Below are 19002 nucleotides of genomic sequence, written 5' to 3' on the forward strand. Positions count from 1 at the left end.
CGATGGCTCATCAAAAACCGTGTAGTCCTCACTGAAGGCGGTATGCCCGAGGCATTACTGGAAAATTATTCAAAAAGTACTTTATAAATCTTTTACAACCACGAACCACACGAACGACACTAAAAAAAGCAGTTATAAAAAGTAACAGGTTTTTTAATTATTGTTTTAAACATAAAACCCCTTTCGTGTATTTCGTGTGTTTCGTGGTTAAATTGAATTTTGTCTGTCCGTCGTAGCCTTGGCGAAGATGGAAATCTTGTCTGACAGCCTATATTTCTAATTGATTGCTGATAATTGATAATTGTTCATTGATCATTGCAAAGTTTTCTGTTACAACAACCCAGCCTTAAAAAAATAGATTTCAAGAGATTTTGCATTAATATTAGTAAAAACCTGAAAAAAGTGATCAGTTTTACCGCTGATGTTTGAGGTTTGATTTTTCTCATGGCTGCGTCTGAAAAAGAATTACGCTGGAACATCTTTCGAGAATTATTCCCATATTATGGAAAACTGGTATTGCCGGAATTTCTTCAAATAAATTCATCCTTTTATTATTTCATTAAAAAAATCCCTTTTATAGAGAGCTGAGTGAAATTTGTTAAACTACTATTATAAAGATGACATTCAATCATTCCTCAAAAAAAGCACAGAAGAGATTATTGGTGAAATAACTCTTTCAAATACTTTTGATTCTACATTCAATCAAAACAAATCATGGGAAATCCAAATTTCAATCCTTAAAGAAGCATTGTCAGGGTTTAATGGAACTATTTTTTTTGAGTTTTCTATTCCCAGGATGGGTAAAAGAGTAGATGTTATTGTAATCATGGAAAATGTAGTCTTTGTAATTGAATTTAAGGTCGGGGAAACTAAATACCATCGCAACCATATTGTGCAGGTATGGGATTACGCTTTAGACTTGAAAAACTTCCATGAACCAAGCCATACAGCTGTATTGGTGCCAATCTTAGTAGCAACTGAAGCTAAAAAATCATTCATCGATATTGTTACTACGTCCCATAATGACAATGTGATATTTCCAATCAGCATAAATAAAGAAGGTTTGAATACCGTATTTTCGAATGTTATCTCTTTCTTTAAAGAAAATAGACAAATTAATGGAGAATTTTATTCAAAAGGTAGATATTCACCGACTCCGACCATTATAGAGGCAGCAGTATCACTTTATAACAGCCATACAGTTGATGAGATTACAAGAAGTGATGCTGAAGCTAAAAATCTAACTATTACAACAAAAGCCATTTCGGACATAATCAACCACGCAAAGGAGACCCATAAAAAGATAATATGTTTTGTTACCGGGGTACCTGGTGCAGGAAAAACTCTCGTAGGGCTCAAAGTAGCCACTTCACGCCTTGATGAACAAAATGGAAATGCGAGTGTTTATTTGTCAGGCAATGCCCCATTAGTAGCAATACTACAAGAGGCGTTGGTACGAGATAAAGTAGCCAATGAAAAAGCCAGAGGTAATAAATTTCCAAAAAGTATGGCAAAGGCAAGCGTAAAATCCTTCATACAAATAATCCACCATTATCGTGACGCGTACCTCACTGACTTAAATCCCCCTTACGATCATGTCGCAATTTTTGATGAAGCCCAGCGTGCATGGCATAAAGAGCAAACTATCAAATTTATGAAACAGAAAAAGGGTATTCATGATTTTAATAGCTCTGAACCTGAATTCCTTATTTCTTGTCTTGATAGACATGAAGATTGGGCCGTTGTTGTCTGCTTAGTTGGAGGCGGTCAGGAAATAAACACTGGTGAGGCAGGTATTTCAGAATGGTTGAATGCAATAGGGACAAAGTTTAATAAATGGGAAGTTTATATCTCTCCAAATTTAAGCGATTCTGAATATGCTGCTGTAGCCTCCATTAAAACGCTTGAGCATGTGACAACAGTTAATTTAAACTCGGATTTACATTTAGCCGTATCAATGCGATCTTTCAGAGCTGAAAACCTCTCCCTTTTTGTCAAACACCTATTGGATAGAGAAGTTGAAAAGGCAACTGAAACTCTCAGTAAAATTTCATCGAACTACCCGATTGTCTTAACAAGGGATTTATTAAAAGCAAAACAGTGGTTAAAAGAAAAAGCCCGTGGTAGTGAAAGGTACGGTCTCATAGTCTCTTCTCAAGCACAAAGATTAAAGCCCTTTGCAATTGATGTAAAAACCCCTATGAACCCAGTTTATTGGTTCCTTAATGATAGAGATGATGTTAGGTCATCCTATTATCTCGAAGATGTGGCGACAGAATTTCATATCCAAGGACTTGAACTTGATTGGGCTTGTGTTACGTGGGATGGGGATTTGCGGTATTCAGAAAATGGTTGGCAAACATTTTCCTTTGTGGGCGATAAATGGCAACATATCCATAAAAAAGATAGAAAAAATTACCTGGTAAATGCCTATCGTGTTTTACTAACAAGGGCAAGGCAAGGAATGGTAATAGTTGTACCTGAAGGTAATGATGATGACCATACTCGTAAAAAAGAATATTATGACCTTACATATAAATATCTTAAAAGTATTGGAATTAAAACACTGTAGAAACCTTATTATTCTATGCGAATATTACTTGACACGAATATCATAATTCCACTTGAGGATTCATCGAAAGCTCTTGATGTTAGTTTTGCCTCACTTATTCGCATAGCAAATGAAAATAATCATATTTTGTTATTTCACCCTGCATCACTCGATGACATAAGACGTGATACTAATGAAGCACGTAAAGTTAGTAATATTTCAAGAATTTTAAAATATTCGTCTCTGGTATCACCACCTATTCCATCTCAAAAAGTGATAAAGGAACTTGGATTAAAAGAATCAAATGAAAATGATAAGGCTGACAATAATATCCTTTACGCTGTTTATAAAAATGCAGTTAACATCCTTATTACAGAGGATCGTGAACTACATAAAAAAGCCAGAGATCTACAAATATCAGATCGTGTACATTATTTACAACAGCATGTAGAATTTTTAAACCGACTCTATGCTCGTGAACCTATATCTTTACCTAACATATTAGAACTTCCTTTGTACCAGATCGATTCAACTCAACCATTTTTTGATTCTCTAAGAGAAGATTATGTGGACTTCGACAAATGGTATGAGAAAGTCTCTCAAGAGGGTAGGAAAGCCTGGGTATATAAATCAAAAGCTGAAGAAATAGATGCCGTCTGTATTTTTGACGAACAAAAGAATCCTATTCTTACAGACGATCATAAGGCGTTACCAGGAAAGACTTTAAAGTTATGTACATTTAAAGTCGGTGAAGATGTTAGAGGGAAAAAGATAGGTGAATTATTCTTAAAAGCAGCTTTTCGATATGCTTATGATAATAAAATAGAGAATCTATTCATGCATATGAACCCAAATAAACAGGGTTTTTTAAGAGATCTTTGTGTTAATTTCGGGTTTTTGGAATTTGGTAAATACAAGGGTGATTTAGTATATGTTAAAAAACATCCATCAATACCTCCTAATTCATTTGAAGAACCGGTTGAATATAATAGAAGATACTTTCCCCACTTTAAAAATGAGAGTCGTATTGGAAAATTTATAGTTCCCATAATCCCCCAATACCATAGAATATTATTCCCAGATATCCAGGATCAGTTAGATATTTTTCATCATTTCAACATAGACAGTTCTAAACAAATTGTTGGAAATGCTATCAAACAAGCTTATTTATGTCATGCACCAGTTAAAGGCATAAAAAGTGGTGACATTATAATGTTCTATCGTTCACATGACAAAAAAGCATTGACCAGTTTGGGTATTGTCGAAATTTCAGATGATTTTGACAATACAGATGAAATCGTGCAACTCGTTTCAAAAAGAACAGTTTATTCTTTTGAAGAGATAGAAAAGATGGCCGAAAAAAAGACAAAAGTTATTTTGTTTAGACTCGCTTTACATTTTTCAAAGACAATACCATTTAAATGGTTAACCGATAATGAAATCGTTAAAGGTAATATACAGACAATCCGGAGAATTTCTAATGAGTCCTTTAAAAAAATTACCGAAAAATACTCAGTTGAAAATTGCTTTCATGCCGATTAAACCCATTTACGCCGATCGTATAGTAAATGGAGAAAAAAAATTCGAATACAGAAGGACAATGATAAATGAGAATCTATCTCATATCATTATTTATTCAAGCTCTCCCATTAAAAATATAGTGGCTATTGCTAAAGTCGTAAAAGTGCATTGGGGTTCACCATATGGAATATGGGAGAGCACTAAACATGCCGCTGGCATTAGTCGAAAAGAATATCGTAAATATTTTAAAGGAGCTAAAAATGCATGTGCAATTGAGTTAGGGTTCATTTATAAACTAAAAATAGAAGTAAAACCATCTGAAATAGACGATAATTTTAAGGTGCCCCAGTCTTATTTATATGTTAATGAGTATACTTTTAAAAAAGTATTTAAAAAGTTCGTGGATAAAAAAATGGTCATGAGGGTGTTTGAGGGTTAAAATAGTCTAGATTTCTGCATGAAACACCGGGGTCAGTCTAGGGGGATGACCTTTAAATTTAAAGTTACCTGATATTGCGGCGCAGTAGGAAATCCTTAAAGTTAAGGAGGAAATAAAGCGTAAAGCTCGTTAGAAATTTAGTTGGCAATGGAAGGGGATGTCTCTCAATACCTAGAATGGGGAATATAGCACGTACATGAAAATAAGAGACTCTAGTTTAGTGGAACCTTAAAAATTCAAATTACTTGGGCTTATAGAATATAGCAGGATGATGTTTAATAATTCATTAACTCTTAAAATCAGGAAATAAAGATGCAATACCTTTACTTTGCTTTAGCAATTTGTGCCTTTGTGATACCTCTTTTGTTCCTGACATTTTACAGGTGGTATCAGGCCAGGAAAAACAAACGTGCTCCATTCACTGATAGTTTTTTACGGAGCTCGGGGCAATCCCTGTATGAACAAATACAGGCTTTAAGTGAAGAAATATCAAGTAATACCAGTATAGTTGTAATTATTCCCTTATTCATATTAACCCCTGCCTTTATCTTTAAATTACATCTGTTTTACTATTTTATTATCATGTTATTTTTTGAGTCGTTCTACTTTATTAAGTTATGGAAACAACTAAACAAGAGAAGAGCCTTGCGATTGGGCTATGATGGTGAGGTGGCTGTTGGGCAGGAGCTTAATCTGCTTATGCTGGATGGGTATCATGTTTTTCATGATCTAGTTTCAGACACAATAACGAAATACAACATAGATCATATCGTCGTTGGTAGATCGGGTGTTTATGCTGTTGAGACAAAGACACGGTCAAAATCATCGGATAAAAAAGGGAATAAGAGTTATACAGTTGTCTTTGATGGTGCAAGCCTGATTTTCCCTCGCTATACAGACACCTCATCTCTTAAGCAGGCAAGAATAAACGCCATATGGCTTCAGAAGTGGCTTACCAGCGCTGTTGGTGAACAGGTAAATGTGGAGGCGATTCTTACAATACCGGGATGGTTTGTGGAAAGGAAGTCTGCTCCAAGGGGTGTAAATGTTCTGAGCCCAAAAGAGATAAAAACATTCCTGAAAAATAAAAAAGAAACTCCTTTATCCGAAAACATGGTTCAGCGAATAGTTCACCAGCTTGACAGGGTATGCCGTGATGTGGAACCGATTACAGTTCAGATTGAAAAGGAAGATAGAAAAAAGATTGAAGGTAGTTAGACTATAGGCTGTCAGGAAAAAAGAAAAGATGAACATCGAACATCGAACGTTCAACATCCAATAATAATTTGAGGTTTTATCTCAAATTATTATAAAAGGCTTTGCTTTTTAGGGGAGATGGTTTAATGAAAAAACAGATTAGAGTAGTTGTAATTGGTTTAGTATTGTTTCTTACACTGGCTGCTTTAAAGGAGGGACTGATGGCTGAAGAACAGAAAATCAAAACCGGTTTTGAAATATCCTTTCATCATGTTGCTATCAGTGTGGCAGATCTCGATAAATCCATCGCATGGTACAGGGAGATGCTGGGGTTTGAGGTGGTGGTCCGGATGGATCAGGGTGTTACCGCAGATAAAATGAGCATCGGCCATATCCGGCGGGGTAACTGCTACATAGAGCTGTTCCAGGTTGAGGGGTCAAAACCTCTGCCGGAATATCGCAGGGACCCGAATGCTGATTTCAAGGTACAGGGTCTCAAACATTTTGCCTTGCAGGTGTCCGATACAAAGGCCGCTGTAAAGGAACTTACGGCAAAAGGCGTGGAGATTGCCTTCGGGCCTGTCGATACCCCTGAAATCTGTTTTGCTTTCATCAGGGATAATTCAGGAAATGCATTTGAGCTGATTGAGTATAAGAAAATATAGAAAGGAGAGATGATTATGATAGATAACGACACAATAAAATCGATACTGGCCCGCCGGAGTTACAAGGCCTTTGAGAGCACTCCTGTTGGTGAGGATATTCTTGAAACAATTATTGAAGCAGGGAAATACGCACCGACCGGCAGAAACAGGCAGGCCTGGCATTTTACAGTTGTTAAGTCTGAAGATGGGAAAAAGATGTATAAAGAGGCGCTGGAAGATATGATAAAAAACGGTGGAGGGCCAAAAGGAACGCCCCCGCCTGTTCCGCCAAATATAATCGTAAAGCCTGAACCCGAGTTCAGAGGCGCACCAATACTGATTCTTGTTTCTGGCCCTGCTTCTGATGATCTTGCCCGCCTGGATTGTGTACTGGCTATGGGAAATATGTTTATCGCTGCCGCCTCTTTCGGGGTGATGTCAGGATGGACACATACCACTGTCAGAGACCTTTTTCCGGATACTGAGGTAAAGAAAAGGTTTAAAATTCCTGATGGTAACGACGTATATGCTGCTGCTTTTTTTGGTTATCCGCTGGGTGAGCCTAAGGATCGGGGCCCCAGGAAAGAGGGAAGTGTTACGGTTATATAGGCTATAGGCTGGAGGGAAGAGGAAATAGAAAAGAGGCTAAAGTAAAAAATGAACATCGAACATTGAACATCCAACGTTCAACATCCAATACTAAATAATCTCCATCCAGAATTTGCCTCTTTCTGGATGGACACTAACTAAGTATAAACAAACAAGGAGGATTAACCATGACTGAAATCAATCATCGCCACATCATGAAGGTAAGCCTGAGGCTGTTTGCTGTCCTGGCCATGCTGGGATTAATGGCTTCCTGCTCCAATCCACCCACAACAGTAACTGTATCGCCTGAAATTACGGCGCTGCTGGACCGTGCTGCTATACAGGATCATATCAATAATTACTATGCACAATTCCGGAAGGACGGGGTGCAGGACTTTGCATCTTTCTTCACCGATGACGCAAAGCTTGACGTAAACGGTTGGGTTGTCAGCGGCCGTGACGGGATCAAGGGCATGTATTCCCAGGCAGGTTTCATCGGTGATGATGAAAAGGCACCTAAAGCCGAAGACGCCGTTCCAAAGGGAGTGGGCGAGACATTATACACGAACATGGATATTGATCTAAAGGGTGATAAAGCCGTTGTATATATGATCTGGCTCACCCTCGGGGCTGAGCTGCTGACATCACCGCCCAAAGTTACTGAGTACGGGACAGAATGGGCTGAACTGGTCAAGCAGGATGGGCGCTGGCTCTTTAAAAACCGCATTATCCGCAGTGAGGGCGGCATGCCGGAGGCGTCACTGGAAACGTATCTAAAAGAGGGAAGAAAATAAGTAGGCTGCCGCCTCCGCTTAAGCTCTGGCGGCCAAAAGAAGGTGGTTAGACTACAGGGTTAGATATGGAAAACGAAACGGAATCAGAATTGAAAGCAAATAACCCGACAACTAACAAGGCGATTGGTCGACTCTGTTTTATCACTGTAATTGTTGCCATCTGTCTTTTCGGAACGGCTGGGACCATATCCTGGTTAAACGGCTGGATTTTTATGATTGCATATGTGCTTGTGCTGATAACATTGACTGGGCTCATTTCCGGCCCTGGGAGCTGGTATTCTTTTTACCCTGCTTATGGCAATCCGAACGGCCCTTGAAGATAAAACCCTGCGGAATGAGCTGCCCGGCTATGTTGATTATACAACAAAAACACGCTGGCGGCTTTTTCCATTCATCTGGTAAAATAAACTTTGGAGGGGGCAGTTATCAATGATCAATGATCAGCTTTCGGATTATCCAGGATTGCTCCTTGACATGGTTTTGGAATACCCTTATGCTCCATTTAATATTTACGGCAATGATCCACTGTATTCTTTAAAAAATGTTCCCGGGACCTGAACACGCTTAATCAATGGAGGCAAAAATGAAAAGAGGTCTTGTGCTTGTCCTTATGGCCGGCATTCTCCTGGGTGTTTCAACCACAATGCTCGCGATTGAAACAGACAGCGCCATACATGATACCAACTCTGCATCCGGCATGGTAAGGGCCATTAATCCTGAATGGGGCAATATTGATACTGACTTTGTCTCTTCCGACCTGGAAAGGCTCGGGATCACTAAAGGCGTAATCTTCACGGTGCAATTCAAAGATAAAAGTTTCAAGGTGATGATGGCAACCACATATGATGATGTACAACAGGGAGAATGGGTCGCTTTTATAACCCCTGATGGTTTTTTAAGGATTGCCAGAAATGTGGAGAGCGCCGCAAAACTGCTTGGATGCAAACAGGGAGACAGCATTGTTATAAAGCAATAGGCGATAGGTAATAGGAAATAGGATATAGGGAAGAGAAAATAGAAAAAAGGTTAGAGGCTCTAGGCTATAGGCTGTCAGTAAAAGAAAATAGATGAACATTGAACACCTGTCCAGCCATAGTTTTAACGCCGACGGATCGAACATCGAACATTCAACATCCAATACGAAATTGAGGTCTTACATAAAAATATTTAAAGGGTAAAACATCATAAGAGATCGTTAAAATAAACATTCTTAAAGGAGGGGGAGCAAATATGCCCTCACATGAAAACAGGAAAATAACTCGAAGAATGTTTGTTAAAGTGGTGGCAGGTGCAACTGTTTATTGTGCATGCTGTTCACTGGATCGCATTACAGCCTCAAAAGAATTTTCAGTACAGGGTGGTGAGGCAAAAGTACATCTTGCAGCCACATGCGGGACATATTGCGGGGCATGCCCTGCTTACCTCAATAAACACAGTAAGCTTGCCGCTCACTGCCAGAGCTGCAGTAAGGGTGTCTCTGCAGCCAGTCTTGAATCTGCTCCTGGAATGAACCGGATTCCCCGAATTATTTTTAAACTGGTGAGTAATTTATTAAAAGCAGTGTCTGTATAACCAAACAGGCATTTCAGGGAAAAGGCTTTAATAAATATATCTTGCTGTATGTAAATATTTTATTTTTAGCCGATATTATAACCATAAGTTGCTTGAAGCAAAGGAGGCTCATTATGATGATCAGGAATAGACTGAAAAAAGACAATGGCGTTTCTCTGGCAGGAAGGATCGTGTTATATGCGGTCCTGGTACTGGCACTGTTTACCCTGAATAGCTGCCGCAGCAAACATGACCCATTGCGTACATATGATACAGAAATCGTAAGCGATGCTGATGCTGACGGCGACATCGGGCTTGCGCTGGACGATACCTATGCTATCTCTTCAGTTCTAGATACGGGCAGTGTTTTAGCAGGGGTCGATCCGGTGACAGGTGAAGAGTTTCGCGGTTTTCTCAATTTCCCGCTCCGGGAAGTCGATGGAATTCCCCGGAATGCAGTTATTGAATCGGCGACACTGGAGATCTTTATCGCAGGGATGAGTGATTCACAGCCCGGCCAAATTTTCCCCTTCCTGATTGATCTGGTGGATTTTCAGCCGCCATATCTTGTTGCTGGCGATTTCAGCAGGGCTATCCAGCCCCCCCTTCTGACTATGCCCATCGATTTCTACCCTTCGGATGAGGGCCATTTCGTGGTCATCGATGTTACAGAACTGGTGGATGAAGCACAGTATCATGGGCTGCCGGATTTGCAATTGAGGTTTCTGCTCGATTTTTCCGCAGATTCAGGTTTAATTGAAATCGATGACGCTGAGGTCGCCACTGCGCCGCTGTTGAGAATAACTTATTACTGAGCCAGGTTAAAAATAACGCACGAACAGAGTAGGAGCTATTCCTTGATAGATACATTTTTTATAAAAACTCCATTTTGACCTGAGTCATTGAGACGAAAAAATGCAGCTATCATATTTTTTTTAGCAATATTTACCCTTATAGTTACCCTTTTGTTCCTGAAATCTTACATCTGGTATCAGGCCCGATGGGGAGGAGGTTATTCGAACAAGTAAGATCAAAACAAGGGGATTCACATTTGATGCCCTGGAGTCCGGGTCGGGTGGTGAACCTGTACTGTTGCCGCGCGGTTTTCCGGAAACATCGCTAATGTGGTGCGGGCTCATGCCCGCAACTGTTCCTTCACCCATCGCATCCTTTACAGCGATAACAATACCTCATTACACGGCCAGGTAAATATGAGAGTCGAAATCTTGACTTACGGCGAACGCTCCTTAAAATATATTTAAATATTAAGGGTTTTAATGCTTCACTGACCACTACCATTTTTAAAAGGAGGTGCTTCTATGAAAAAGAAAATATCATTTTTTATTATCCCTTTTTTATTCCTTATTTCAGGGCTGTATGCGGCAGCAGAAGAATCTACCGGTACCCGGATCAAGGGCATGGATAGTTCATACCCTCAGACTGTTGTATGGTTCTCCGAACCTAGTGAAATTACAGGTATACGTACGCTGCTGCAGGAGGGGAAAAAGGAGCTTGCCGTTCAAAAGGCGCGTGATTATGTGGCCCGTCTTAAAAATATAGCAGGCCCGGAGGCAAAACAGATCCGATATTTTGCATATAATGCACTATGTGCAGCTTTAACGAGCAAAGGCGATATAAAAGAGGCAGTTGACGAATGCAGCCGTGCTGTAAAGATCAACCCCTCTTTATGGCAGGCACTGAACACCCGTGGTACAGCTTATTATATATCCGGTCAGTACAAACTGGCCATGAAGGATTACAAAAAGGCACTGGAGATAGTTAAGGGGTCGGAATCCCTGGTTGACCTGATTCAGCATAATATAGGGCTCACGGAAAAGAAGATGGCCGATTCAAAGTGACAAGGTTTTTCTCCCTGCAACACTACAATATTGTGGGTTTGTTTTATATTGACATGTAAGAGTGGTATCCATATACTCATCGCATTAATTTAAAGAAATTTACCAGTCAACAATTTAACCAGACCCAAAATAAATTTATTAACCAAATATTAAACCCATACTTAAAACAAAAGGAGGATACATTATGGGTATTCTGTCATGGATCATTTTAGGTTTAATTGTCGGATTATTAGCAAAATTTATCATGCCTGGAAAAGACCCTGGTGGAATCATTATCACCACTATACTTGGCATAGCAGGTTCCTTTCTTGGAGGATTGATAGGCTCATTTTTAGGGCTGGGATCAACCAGTCAGTTTAATATTAAAACACTTCTGCTGGGTGTTGTTGGCGCAATAATCCTTTTGACTATTTATCGTTCTTTAAAGAAAAAACAATAGCAAGCGCCATCCTTTCAGCGAATGAGTATAGATCAAAATAACCCTGTATCGCATTAAAGAAGAGAGATATGGATTATTAACCATGAATAGAACCCGTACATTTTTTCTGATGACATTACTGACTGTCCTCTTTGTCATTATCGGCGGCCTTGTGGGAGGGGGACAGGGTGGTTTAATAGCCTTTCTTATAGCAGCGGCCATGAACTTTTTCTCATACTGGTTCAGTGATAAACTGATACTGAAGCGCTATAGAGCTTCACAGGCAGGGCCGGAAACACGTCTGTACAAAATTGTCGCTCAACTGGTTCAAAAGGCGGGTCTGCCTATGCCAAAGGTTTTTGTTATCCCGGAACAGAATCCCAATGCATTTGCAACCGGCCGCAATCCCCAACATGCGGCTGTTGCAGCAACAGAGGGAATATTGAGCATTCTTAATGATGATGAGTTGACCGGGGTAATGGCCCATGAGCTGTCACACGTAAAAAATCGTGACATACTTACCGGCACTATCGCTGCAACATTTGCAGGGGCTATTGCCATGCTCGGACAGTTTGCCCGCTATGGCACAGGGAACCAGAACAGGCGGGGCAATCCTCTTATGACAATCTTTATTTTAATCGGCGCCCCTCTTGGAGCCATGCTGATTCGCATGGCTGTCTCCAGAGTGAGAGAATATACGGCAGATGAAGGGGCTGCTGAATTAAGCGGTAAGCCCCTGGCGCTTGCAAATGCACTTTTGAAACTCCAGAGGGGTGTACAGGCGCTCCCCTTAACAAATGGAAACCCGGCCCATTCTCACATGTTTATCATCAATCCCTTTTTTGGGGGCATGCAAAGGCTCTTTTCAACTCACCCGGCCACAGAAGAGCGTGTAAAACGTCTACAGCTTTTTGTTGGTAAAAAAGGTTATTAACAATTATTCAACTTCCCCTGTAACTTATCCAAAGGATCCACCACTTAATCTACAGGCTGTAAATTAAAATAATGTCACAGGCCGAAGGCTCAAGACTGTAGCGCAGTTTACCGCGAAGCTAAAAAGAATACAGGTATGTATTGAATACCCAGGTGGATACATAGTATGCATACCAGTTAATTTTATGACTATTTAATATACAGGTAAAAATATTGATATGCCAATTTACATACATTATTAGCCATTTTAGATAATTTAATAATAATAACACTCATGAATTTTGTTTGGCATAATAATTGTTAAGTACAGGGTAAGTAAAAAAGATAAATGTACACATTAATAATGCATTTAAAGTCTTTTTTTGAACATATTTTTTATAATCTTGATTTTTATGGCTTATTGAGGTATCAGACATGCTGTTTTTTAGCAAAAAATTTATTAGTAAGGTCTGTTATGGAAAGATATGATTTAATTAATCCAAATAAATTTAGAGTTTTAACAAAATCATGCAGCAGGAATCTACTAATTGCGGCAGTTCTGTTTTTACTGGCCGCCCCTGCCCTGTTTTCAGGCTGCTCAGCAAAAAGTCACCGTTTAAGGGCTGATAAAACCGCCCTCTCTATCATAAAAAAGGAGCAGGCAAGGCTGCTTGGCAAGGCGGATGATTTCAGCATTGAAAAGCCCAGCGATATCCTGAGACGAAGGCTCTTAACAGAACAGGAACTGGCCATATCAGGAGAGGAATCACTCGGAACCGATGCGCTTCCAAAGATACCCCACTGGCCAGAAAAAAAATACCCGGCAGCAATAACTACCCCCGGCGAAAAGATTGAGATACCGGAAGATAAAAATCCTCTTGTTATCAATTTTACAAAGGCGCTCCAGATTGCCGCTGAAAACAGTAATGATTACCAGTCACAAAAGGAGACCCTTTTCAGGTCTGCCCTTACCCTTGACCTTAACAGGAATGATTACTCCCTTATTGCCAGGATGAAGGGTGATTCAACCCTGAGCATAGACAAGGGCCAGTCTCCAACAAAAAAGGGGCTTGAACATGGCGGAGACCTTGGCCTGAACCAGACCTTGAAGGATGGCTCCAAACTGGCCGCAAACCTTGCAGTTGACCTGGTAAGCCTGCTTACAGGGGGCAAAGAATCATCAAGAGGTATATCCGGTGATGCATCAATAACCATACCGCTTTTAAGGGGCTCCAAGACATATATCTATTCTGAAAACCTGACACAGGCAGAGCGGAATGTAATGTATGCTGTCTGGGATTTTGAAAGGTACAAAAAGACATTTGCAGTTAATATTGCAACAAACTATTTTAATGTTTTAAGGCAGATTGACCAGTTGAACAACTCGGCTGAAAACTATAAAAACTCTATCAGGTCTGCAAGGAGGACCAGAAGGCTTGCTGATGCAGGAAGACTCACAGAGATAGAGGTAGACCAGGCAGTGCAGAATGAGCTGCTTGCTCGCAACCGCTGGATATCAGCAATGACGCAGTATAATAACCGGATGGACTCATTCAAACAGCTTCTCGGTCTTCCGCCGGATGCCTTTATCGATCTTGACAGATCAGACCTTGAGAGCCTGATAACATATATACAAACCATAGTGCCAAAGACAGGTGGTGAAGATGTTTCAGAAACAGGGGGCGTAATCCCTCCCGCTGACATAGAAATTACACTCAAAGACCCTGACAGATCTGATGTCGGCCCTATGGAGCTTGAAGAAAGGGCCGCTATAGAGCTTGGCCTCAAAAACCGCCTTGATTTAAAGGTGCAGGAGGGCAAGGTATTTGATGCACAGAGGAGTGTTGTCATAAGAGCAGACGCACTCGGTACGGAACTTACCTTTATGGGAAATGCGCGCGCAGGAGAATCACGGTCACTTGGCATGGCGACAATGGAAGATGGCAAACTCAGGCCCAATATGGGTTTTTACAGCGCCCTTTTGAGTATTGACCTCCCCATTGAAAGGACATCTGAACGCAGGGCATACCGTGAAAGCTACATATCCCTTGAATCGGCTTTACGCAGTTTTCAGAGACTTGAGGATGATATAAAATTATCAGTGCGCCAGAGCTTAAGATCCATGTCTGAGGCAAGGGAGGCGTTAAAGATACAGAACAGGGCTGTATCGGTTGCTGAAAAGCGGGTGAACAGCACTACCCTGTTCTTTGAGGCAGGCAGGGCCCAGGTACGTGATCTTTTAGAGGCACAGGATGCGCTGCTTTCTGCAAGAAACTCACTTACCTCTGCTGTTATCGACTACAGGATTGCTGAACTCGAATTTCAACGGAATACCGAATTGCTTGAAATAGATAAAGATGGCCTTATACAGGAATTTTCCCAGGAGGGTAATAATAATGCAAATGCTGAATAGAGATGAAATCATCAAATTAATAAAAGAGAAACCGCTTCATGCAGGTATTGCAGGCGTAGTAATCCTTATTGTTTTTATACTTATCCTCACCTCATTATTTGGTGGTGGCAAGCAGGGTAAAGCGGCAGCAACCGCAAAGGCCATAAAGGGCCCATTAAGGATAAGCATTATAGAAAACGGAACAATACAGCCAAAAGAAAAGATCATAGTCAAAAATGAGGTTGAGGGTAATACCTCGATTATCTATATAATTGATGAGGGCACCATAGTAAAAAAGGGAGACCTCCTTGTTGAGCTTGATTCAAGCAACCTTACAACCCAGAAGATGAACGAGGAGACACAGCTTCAAAATGCAGATGCAGGCTTCATAAGCGCACGTGAAAACCTTGCTGTTGTAGAAAACCAGGCAAAGAGTGATGTTGACAAGGCCCAGCTTGCATTTGAATTTGCAAAGCAGGACCTTGAAAAATACAAGAATGGTGAATACCCCAACCAGGAGATGCAGGCAAAATCAAAGATTACACTGGCTGAAGAGGAGCATAAGCGCGCACAGGAAAAATATGAATGGTCTAAAAAGCTGTTTAATGAAAAATATCTGTCACAGATGGAGCTCGATGCGGATGAACTTGCTGAAAAACAGAAGGAACTCAACCTTAAACTTGCTAAAAACGAACTGGACCTGTTAAGTAAGTTCACCTACACGCGTCAGATAAAACAGCTTGAAAGCGACATGAGTCAGGCTGAAATGGCCCTTGAAAGGGTTACCAGAAAGGCAAAGGCAGATGTTGTACAGGCAGAGGCAAGCCTAAAGGCCAAGGAGGCAGAACTCAAACAGGCAAGGGATAAACTTGACAAGACCATAAGGCAACTGGAAAAGACAAAGATATATTCCCCTGCTGACGGCCAAGCCCTTTATGCCACAAGCACAGAAAGGGGACCAAGGTTTGGCTCTATGACAGAGCCTCTGAGCGCAGGATCATCGGTTCGTGAAAGGCAGGAGCTGATCCACCTGCCCACTACAGCCGGTTTTATTGCGGAGGTCAGCATCTATGAGTCAAGCCTTGACAAGGTCAGAGTGGGTCTTACAGCATTGATCACAATTGATTCAATCCCCGGAGAGCAGTACAGGGGCAGAGTGACAAGCCTTTCACCCGTAGCAGATGCCATGTCTTCATTTATGAGTCCCGACCTTAAATTGTACCCTGCTGTGATCGAGCTTGATAACTCCGAGAACATAAACCAAGTAAGATCGGGCGTGAGCTGTAAAGCAGAGATCATTGTTGAACAGTATTCAGATGCCATTTATGTGCCTGTCCAGGCGGTGATCAGGGTTGACAACAAACCGACCGTATTTATAGCAAGCGGCTCCAGCCTGAAACCAAGACAGGTTGAGATAGGTCTGGCCAATAACCTCAATATCCATATTCTAAAGGGATTAAAGGAGGGTGAAACAGTTTCCCTTACACCTCCGCTTGCTTACGCCACTATGACAACAGAGCCTGAAGAGATTGAGATACTTGAAGGCATAGAGAACCCTCCTCTTAACAGTTCAGCAGCGGGTACGCCAACAGGCCCTGGCGGAGGCAACATGGGTAATATGCCTATGCCCTCAAAGGATGAGATGTTCAAAATGAGCGATGCAGACGGAGATGGCAGGATTTCACAGAGTGAATTCATGATGGGCGAAGAGCAGTTCAAGAAGATGGATAAGAACAGCGATGGTTTTATTGATGTCTCAGAATTTGAAATACCTGCATTCAACCCCAACAGGGCCAATATGCCCCGCACCAAAGAGGATTTTATAAAACAGGGCGACAAGGACGGGGATGGCAGGATATCCAAAAGCGAATTTATGGGGCCAGAAGAGTTCTTTGGCAACATGGATATAAATGGTGATGGTTTTATCACCCTCGATGAGGCCCCTGATCCCTCTTCATTCGGTAGAGGAGGAGCAGGTGGCAGAGGGGGAATGGGCGGTATGCCCGGCGGTCAGGGAGGGAATTTCGGTTTTCCCGGAGGGGCAAGATGATTGACACACAGGCAGCCGATGATGTTATAAGGCTTGAAAATGCCTACAAGATCTACCCTATGGGCTCTGAGGAGGTGAGGGCGCTTAATGGTGTTGATGTCTCCTTTAAAAAGGGCAGTTTCTGGGCGATCATGGGTCACAGCGGCTCAGGAAAAAGTACTATGATGAATGTACTTGGCTGCCTGGACCGACTTACAAAGGGGCACTATTTTCTGGAAGGCGAGGATGTAAGCAGGCTTAATGATGATTCATTAAGTGAATTCAGGCTGAGGCATCTGGGGTTCATATTTCAGAGTTTCAACCTGATCCCCCAGCTTACAGTGCAGCGCAACATTGAACTGCCCCTCTATTATCTCGGTTGGGACCCTGAAGAGAGCGCAGAAAGAGCAAAGGAGCTTGCTAAAAGTGTCGGGCTTGGAAACCGTCTTGATCATCGCCCCACAGAGCTTTCGGGCGGGCAGATGCAGCGTGTGGCGATAGCAAGGGCGCTTGCTAATGACCCTCTCATTCTTCTTGCTGATGAGCCAACCGGCAACCTCGATACTGCAACAGGCGTTCAGATAATTGAAATGCTCAAGGAGCTCAATGAGCAGGGAAAGACTATAATAATGGTAACACATGAACCGGACATTGCTGAAAATGCAAAGAATATCCTTATTATGAAAGACGGCGTTGTCGAAAGAATAGAATAGTATGAAGATATTAATAAAAGACACAAAATTTTTACGTGATGTACAGCTTGGCATAGAAAACCTGCTTCTTCACAAACTGCGCTCTTTCCTTACAGCCCTGGGTGTGATCTTTGGGGTATGCAGTGTTGTTGCCATGCTTTCTGTTGGAGAGGGGGCAAGCAAAGAGGCCATGGATCAGATCAGGAAGGTAGGGAGCAACAATATTACCATCACATCTGTTAAATCCAGGGAAGATGAGGCAACCACCAGTACTCGCACACGGATGAGTGTTTACGGTATTACATACAAGGATTTCGAGAGGATAGAAGGGACATTTTCATCCATACGCACGGCAGTTCCTGTAAAAGAGGTGCGTAAACAGGGGAGACTGGGTGACAGGACACTTGAACTCAGGGTAGTGGGCACAACCCCTGCATGGTTTGATCTGGTAAGAAGACCTCTTGAGGCAGGGAGGGTTCTGACACAGTCAGACCTTGTAAAAGAATCAGCAGTAGCCGTGCTTACAGAATATGGCGCACGGCGGCTTTTAGCCACAAGAGGCTCTATTGGTCAGAATCTCTCCATAGGAGAAAACAATTTCCAGATCGTTGGTATTGTCAAGAGCGAGGCTGAATCCGGTTCAGGAACAGATATACAACTCCCTGATCTTAATGTGGATGCATATATACCCCTGAATGTGGCCAGGTCATATTATGGCGATATAAGCATGAAACGCTCCACCGGTTCAGAAGAGATGAACAGGATTGAGCTTAACAAGGCTATTGTTCAGGTGGATGATCTTGAAAATGTTGAATCAACAGCAAAAGCGATAGAGGCAATGCTCCAGAAATTTCATCCTAAAAAGGATTATGAAATGAGCGTACCCCTTGCCATGCTGCGCCAGGCAGAGGCGCAGAAGAGGACCACAAATATCGTGCTTGGCTCCATTGCAGGTATAAGCCTGCTTGTCGGAGGCATTGGCATCATGAATATCATGCTGGCCTCTGTAACAGAAAGGACCCGCGAGATAGGAATCAGGCGCGCTATTGGCGCCAAAAAGAAACAGATCATCACACAGTTTCTTATTGAGACTGTAGTGCTTTCTACCATCGGAGGGATTGTAGGCTTATGCCTCGGCATAATCATACCTCTTTTAATAACCCTCTTCACAAAGATGCCGACGGTTATTACTGCATTCAGCATCATACTGCCCTTTGTAATAAGCATAGGGATAGGCATTATTTTTGGGATTTATCCTGCCGCAAGGGCAGCCGAGGTTGACCCCATTATTGCACTCAGACACGAGTAGTAAATAAATATTGAACAGGGGATCATATTTATAATATGATCCCTGTTTATTATTTGTATAACACTATCTCCTCATTATATCGGTTATCAATAATCTGAGAGCAAAG

The 19002-nt window shown here is 41.6% G+C and carries 19 protein-coding genes; 18 read left to right on the top strand and 1 reads right to left on the bottom strand.

Annotated features, from left to right (window positions below):
- The first annotated feature begins 595 nt into the window (after window positions 1-595).
- The 11 genes from GX654_10630 to GX654_10680 all read left to right on the top strand — a co-directional run bounded on the left by GX654_10630 (window position 596) and on the right by GX654_10680 (window position 10100).
- The gene (locus tag GX654_10630) at window positions 596-2572 is read left to right on the top strand and encodes a DUF2075 domain-containing protein (protein ID NLD37311.1); all 1977 of its coding nucleotides are present in this window, start codon (window positions 596-598) and stop codon (window positions 2570-2572) included.
- Window positions 2573-2587: 15 nt separating this feature from the next.
- The gene (locus tag GX654_10635; GenBank protein NLD37312.1) at window positions 2588-4093 is read left to right on the top strand and encodes an N-acetyltransferase; all 1506 of its coding nucleotides are present in this window, start codon (window positions 2588-2590) and stop codon (window positions 4091-4093) included.
- The gene (locus GX654_10640) at window positions 4032-4511 is read left to right on the top strand and encodes an ASCH domain-containing protein (protein ID NLD37313.1); all 480 of its coding nucleotides are present in this window, start codon (window positions 4032-4034) and stop codon (window positions 4509-4511) included. The genes GX654_10635 and GX654_10640 overlap by 62 nt, the downstream gene beginning before the upstream one ends.
- A gap of 645 nt (window positions 4512-5156) precedes the next feature.
- Window positions 5157-5729 carry an NERD domain-containing protein gene (locus tag GX654_10645; GenBank protein NLD37314.1) on the top strand — a complete coding sequence of 191 codons (573 nt, stop codon included), beginning with the start codon at window positions 5157-5159 and terminating at the stop codon, window positions 5727-5729.
- Between the two features lie 125 nt (window positions 5730-5854).
- A complete protein-coding gene (locus GX654_10650) occupies window positions 5855-6373 on the top strand; it encodes a VOC family protein (GenBank protein NLD37315.1) in 519 nt (172 codons plus the stop codon).
- Window positions 6374-6388: 15 nt separating this feature from the next.
- Window positions 6389-6961, top strand: a complete 573-nt coding sequence (locus GX654_10655; GenBank protein ID NLD37316.1) for a nitroreductase family protein — start codon at window positions 6389-6391, stop codon at window positions 6959-6961.
- 167 nt (window positions 6962-7128) lie between these two features.
- Window positions 7129-7734, top strand: a complete 606-nt coding sequence (locus GX654_10660; protein ID NLD37317.1) for a SnoaL-like domain-containing protein — start codon at window positions 7129-7131, stop codon at window positions 7732-7734.
- A 65-nt stretch (window positions 7735-7799) separates the two neighbouring features.
- Complete coding sequence (locus GX654_10665; protein ID NLD37318.1) at window positions 7800-8051, top strand: hypothetical protein; 252 nt, start codon at window positions 7800-7802, stop codon at window positions 8049-8051.
- A 266-nt stretch (window positions 8052-8317) separates the two neighbouring features.
- On the top strand, window positions 8318-8710 hold the full coding sequence (locus tag GX654_10670; GenBank protein ID NLD37319.1) for a hypothetical protein: 393 nt from the start codon (window positions 8318-8320) through the stop codon (window positions 8708-8710).
- 254 nt (window positions 8711-8964) lie between these two features.
- Window positions 8965-9306 (top strand): hypothetical protein, encoded by a 342-nt coding sequence (locus GX654_10675; GenBank protein NLD37320.1) that lies wholly within the window; start codon window positions 8965-8967, stop codon window positions 9304-9306.
- Between the two features lie 113 nt (window positions 9307-9419).
- Window positions 9420-10100 carry a hypothetical protein gene (locus GX654_10680; protein ID NLD37321.1) on the top strand — a complete coding sequence of 227 codons (681 nt, stop codon included), beginning with the start codon at window positions 9420-9422 and terminating at the stop codon, window positions 10098-10100.
- A 120-nt stretch (window positions 10101-10220) separates the two neighbouring features.
- On the opposite strand, the gene GX654_10685 is transcribed toward GX654_10680, so the two are convergent.
- Window positions 10221-10448 (bottom strand): hypothetical protein, encoded by a 228-nt coding sequence (locus GX654_10685; GenBank protein ID NLD37322.1) that lies wholly within the window; start codon window positions 10446-10448, stop codon window positions 10221-10223.
- Window positions 10449-10604: 156 nt separating this feature from the next.
- Between GX654_10685 and GX654_10690 the strand changes: the two genes are divergently transcribed.
- The 7 genes from GX654_10690 (at window position 10605) to GX654_10720 (ending at window position 18896) form a co-directional block, all read left to right on the top strand.
- Window positions 10605-11144: a tetratricopeptide repeat protein gene (locus GX654_10690; protein ID NLD37323.1), complete on the top strand. Its 540-nt coding sequence runs from the start codon at window positions 10605-10607 to the stop codon at window positions 11142-11144.
- Between the two features lie 184 nt (window positions 11145-11328).
- Window positions 11329-11583, top strand: coding sequence for a GlsB/YeaQ/YmgE family stress response membrane protein (locus GX654_10695; GenBank protein NLD37324.1), 255 nt, complete (start codon window positions 11329-11331; stop codon window positions 11581-11583).
- Window positions 11584-11665: 82 nt separating this feature from the next.
- Window positions 11666-12496 (top strand): zinc metalloprotease HtpX, encoded by an 831-nt coding sequence (htpX, locus tag GX654_10700; protein ID NLD37325.1) that lies wholly within the window; start codon window positions 11666-11668, stop codon window positions 12494-12496.
- Between the two features lie 453 nt (window positions 12497-12949).
- The gene (locus tag GX654_10705; GenBank protein ID NLD37326.1) at window positions 12950-14887 is read left to right on the top strand and encodes a TolC family protein; all 1938 of its coding nucleotides are present in this window, start codon (window positions 12950-12952) and stop codon (window positions 14885-14887) included.
- Window positions 14871-16916, top strand: coding sequence for an HlyD family efflux transporter periplasmic adaptor subunit (locus GX654_10710; protein ID NLD37327.1), 2046 nt, complete (start codon window positions 14871-14873; stop codon window positions 16914-16916). Before GX654_10705 ends, GX654_10710 begins: the two co-directional genes overlap by 17 nt.
- Window positions 16913-17608, top strand: a complete 696-nt coding sequence (locus tag GX654_10715) for an ABC transporter ATP-binding protein (GenBank protein ID NLD37328.1) — start codon at window positions 16913-16915, stop codon at window positions 17606-17608. Before GX654_10710 ends, GX654_10715 begins: the two co-directional genes overlap by 4 nt.
- A 13-nt stretch (window positions 17609-17621) precedes the next feature.
- Window positions 17622-18896 (top strand): FtsX-like permease family protein, encoded by a 1275-nt coding sequence (locus tag GX654_10720; GenBank protein NLD37329.1) that lies wholly within the window; start codon window positions 17622-17624, stop codon window positions 18894-18896.
- Window positions 18897-19002 lie beyond the last annotated feature (106 nt).

Origin of the sequence: Desulfatiglans sp. (assembly GCA_012513605.1) — a bacterium.
In the GTDB taxonomy this organism is placed as follows: Bacteria; Desulfobacterota; DSM-4660; order Desulfatiglandales; family HGW-15; genus JAAZBV01.

Bases quoted from the DNA above. Each gene is read 5' to 3' on its own strand.
- GX654_10635 (NLD37312.1), top strand. From the start codon at position 2,588: ATGCGAATATTACTTGACACGAATATCATAATTCCACTTGAGGATTCA.
- GX654_10640 (NLD37313.1), top strand. From the start codon at position 4,032: ATGAGTCCTTTAAAAAAATTACCGAAAAATACTCAGTTGAAAATTGCT.
- GX654_10650 (NLD37315.1), top strand. From the start codon at position 5,855: ATGAAAAAACAGATTAGAGTAGTTGTAATTGGTTTAGTATTGTTTCTT.
- GX654_10655 (NLD37316.1), top strand. From the start codon at position 6,389: ATGATAGATAACGACACAATAAAATCGATACTGGCCCGCCGGAGTTAC.
- GX654_10660 (NLD37317.1), top strand. From the start codon at position 7,129: ATGACTGAAATCAATCATCGCCACATCATGAAGGTAAGCCTGAGGCTG.
- GX654_10665 (NLD37318.1), top strand. From the start codon at position 7,800: ATGGAAAACGAAACGGAATCAGAATTGAAAGCAAATAACCCGACAACT.
- GX654_10670 (NLD37319.1), top strand. From the start codon at position 8,318: ATGAAAAGAGGTCTTGTGCTTGTCCTTATGGCCGGCATTCTCCTGGGT.
- GX654_10675 (NLD37320.1), top strand. From the start codon at position 8,965: ATGCCCTCACATGAAAACAGGAAAATAACTCGAAGAATGTTTGTTAAA.
- GX654_10680 (NLD37321.1), top strand. From the start codon at position 9,420: ATGATGATCAGGAATAGACTGAAAAAAGACAATGGCGTTTCTCTGGCA.
- GX654_10685 (NLD37322.1), bottom strand. From the start codon at position 10,448: ATGGGTGAAGGAACAGTTGCGGGCATGAGCCCGCACCACATTAGCGAT.
- GX654_10690 (NLD37323.1), top strand. From the start codon at position 10,605: ATGAAAAAGAAAATATCATTTTTTATTATCCCTTTTTTATTCCTTATT.
- GX654_10695 (NLD37324.1), top strand. From the start codon at position 11,329: ATGGGTATTCTGTCATGGATCATTTTAGGTTTAATTGTCGGATTATTA.
- htpX (NLD37325.1), top strand. From the start codon at position 11,666: ATGAATAGAACCCGTACATTTTTTCTGATGACATTACTGACTGTCCTC.
- GX654_10705 (NLD37326.1), top strand. From the start codon at position 12,950: ATGGAAAGATATGATTTAATTAATCCAAATAAATTTAGAGTTTTAACA.
- GX654_10710 (NLD37327.1), top strand. From the start codon at position 14,871: ATGCAAATGCTGAATAGAGATGAAATCATCAAATTAATAAAAGAGAAA.
- GX654_10715 (NLD37328.1), top strand. From the start codon at position 16,913: ATGATTGACACACAGGCAGCCGATGATGTTATAAGGCTTGAAAATGCC.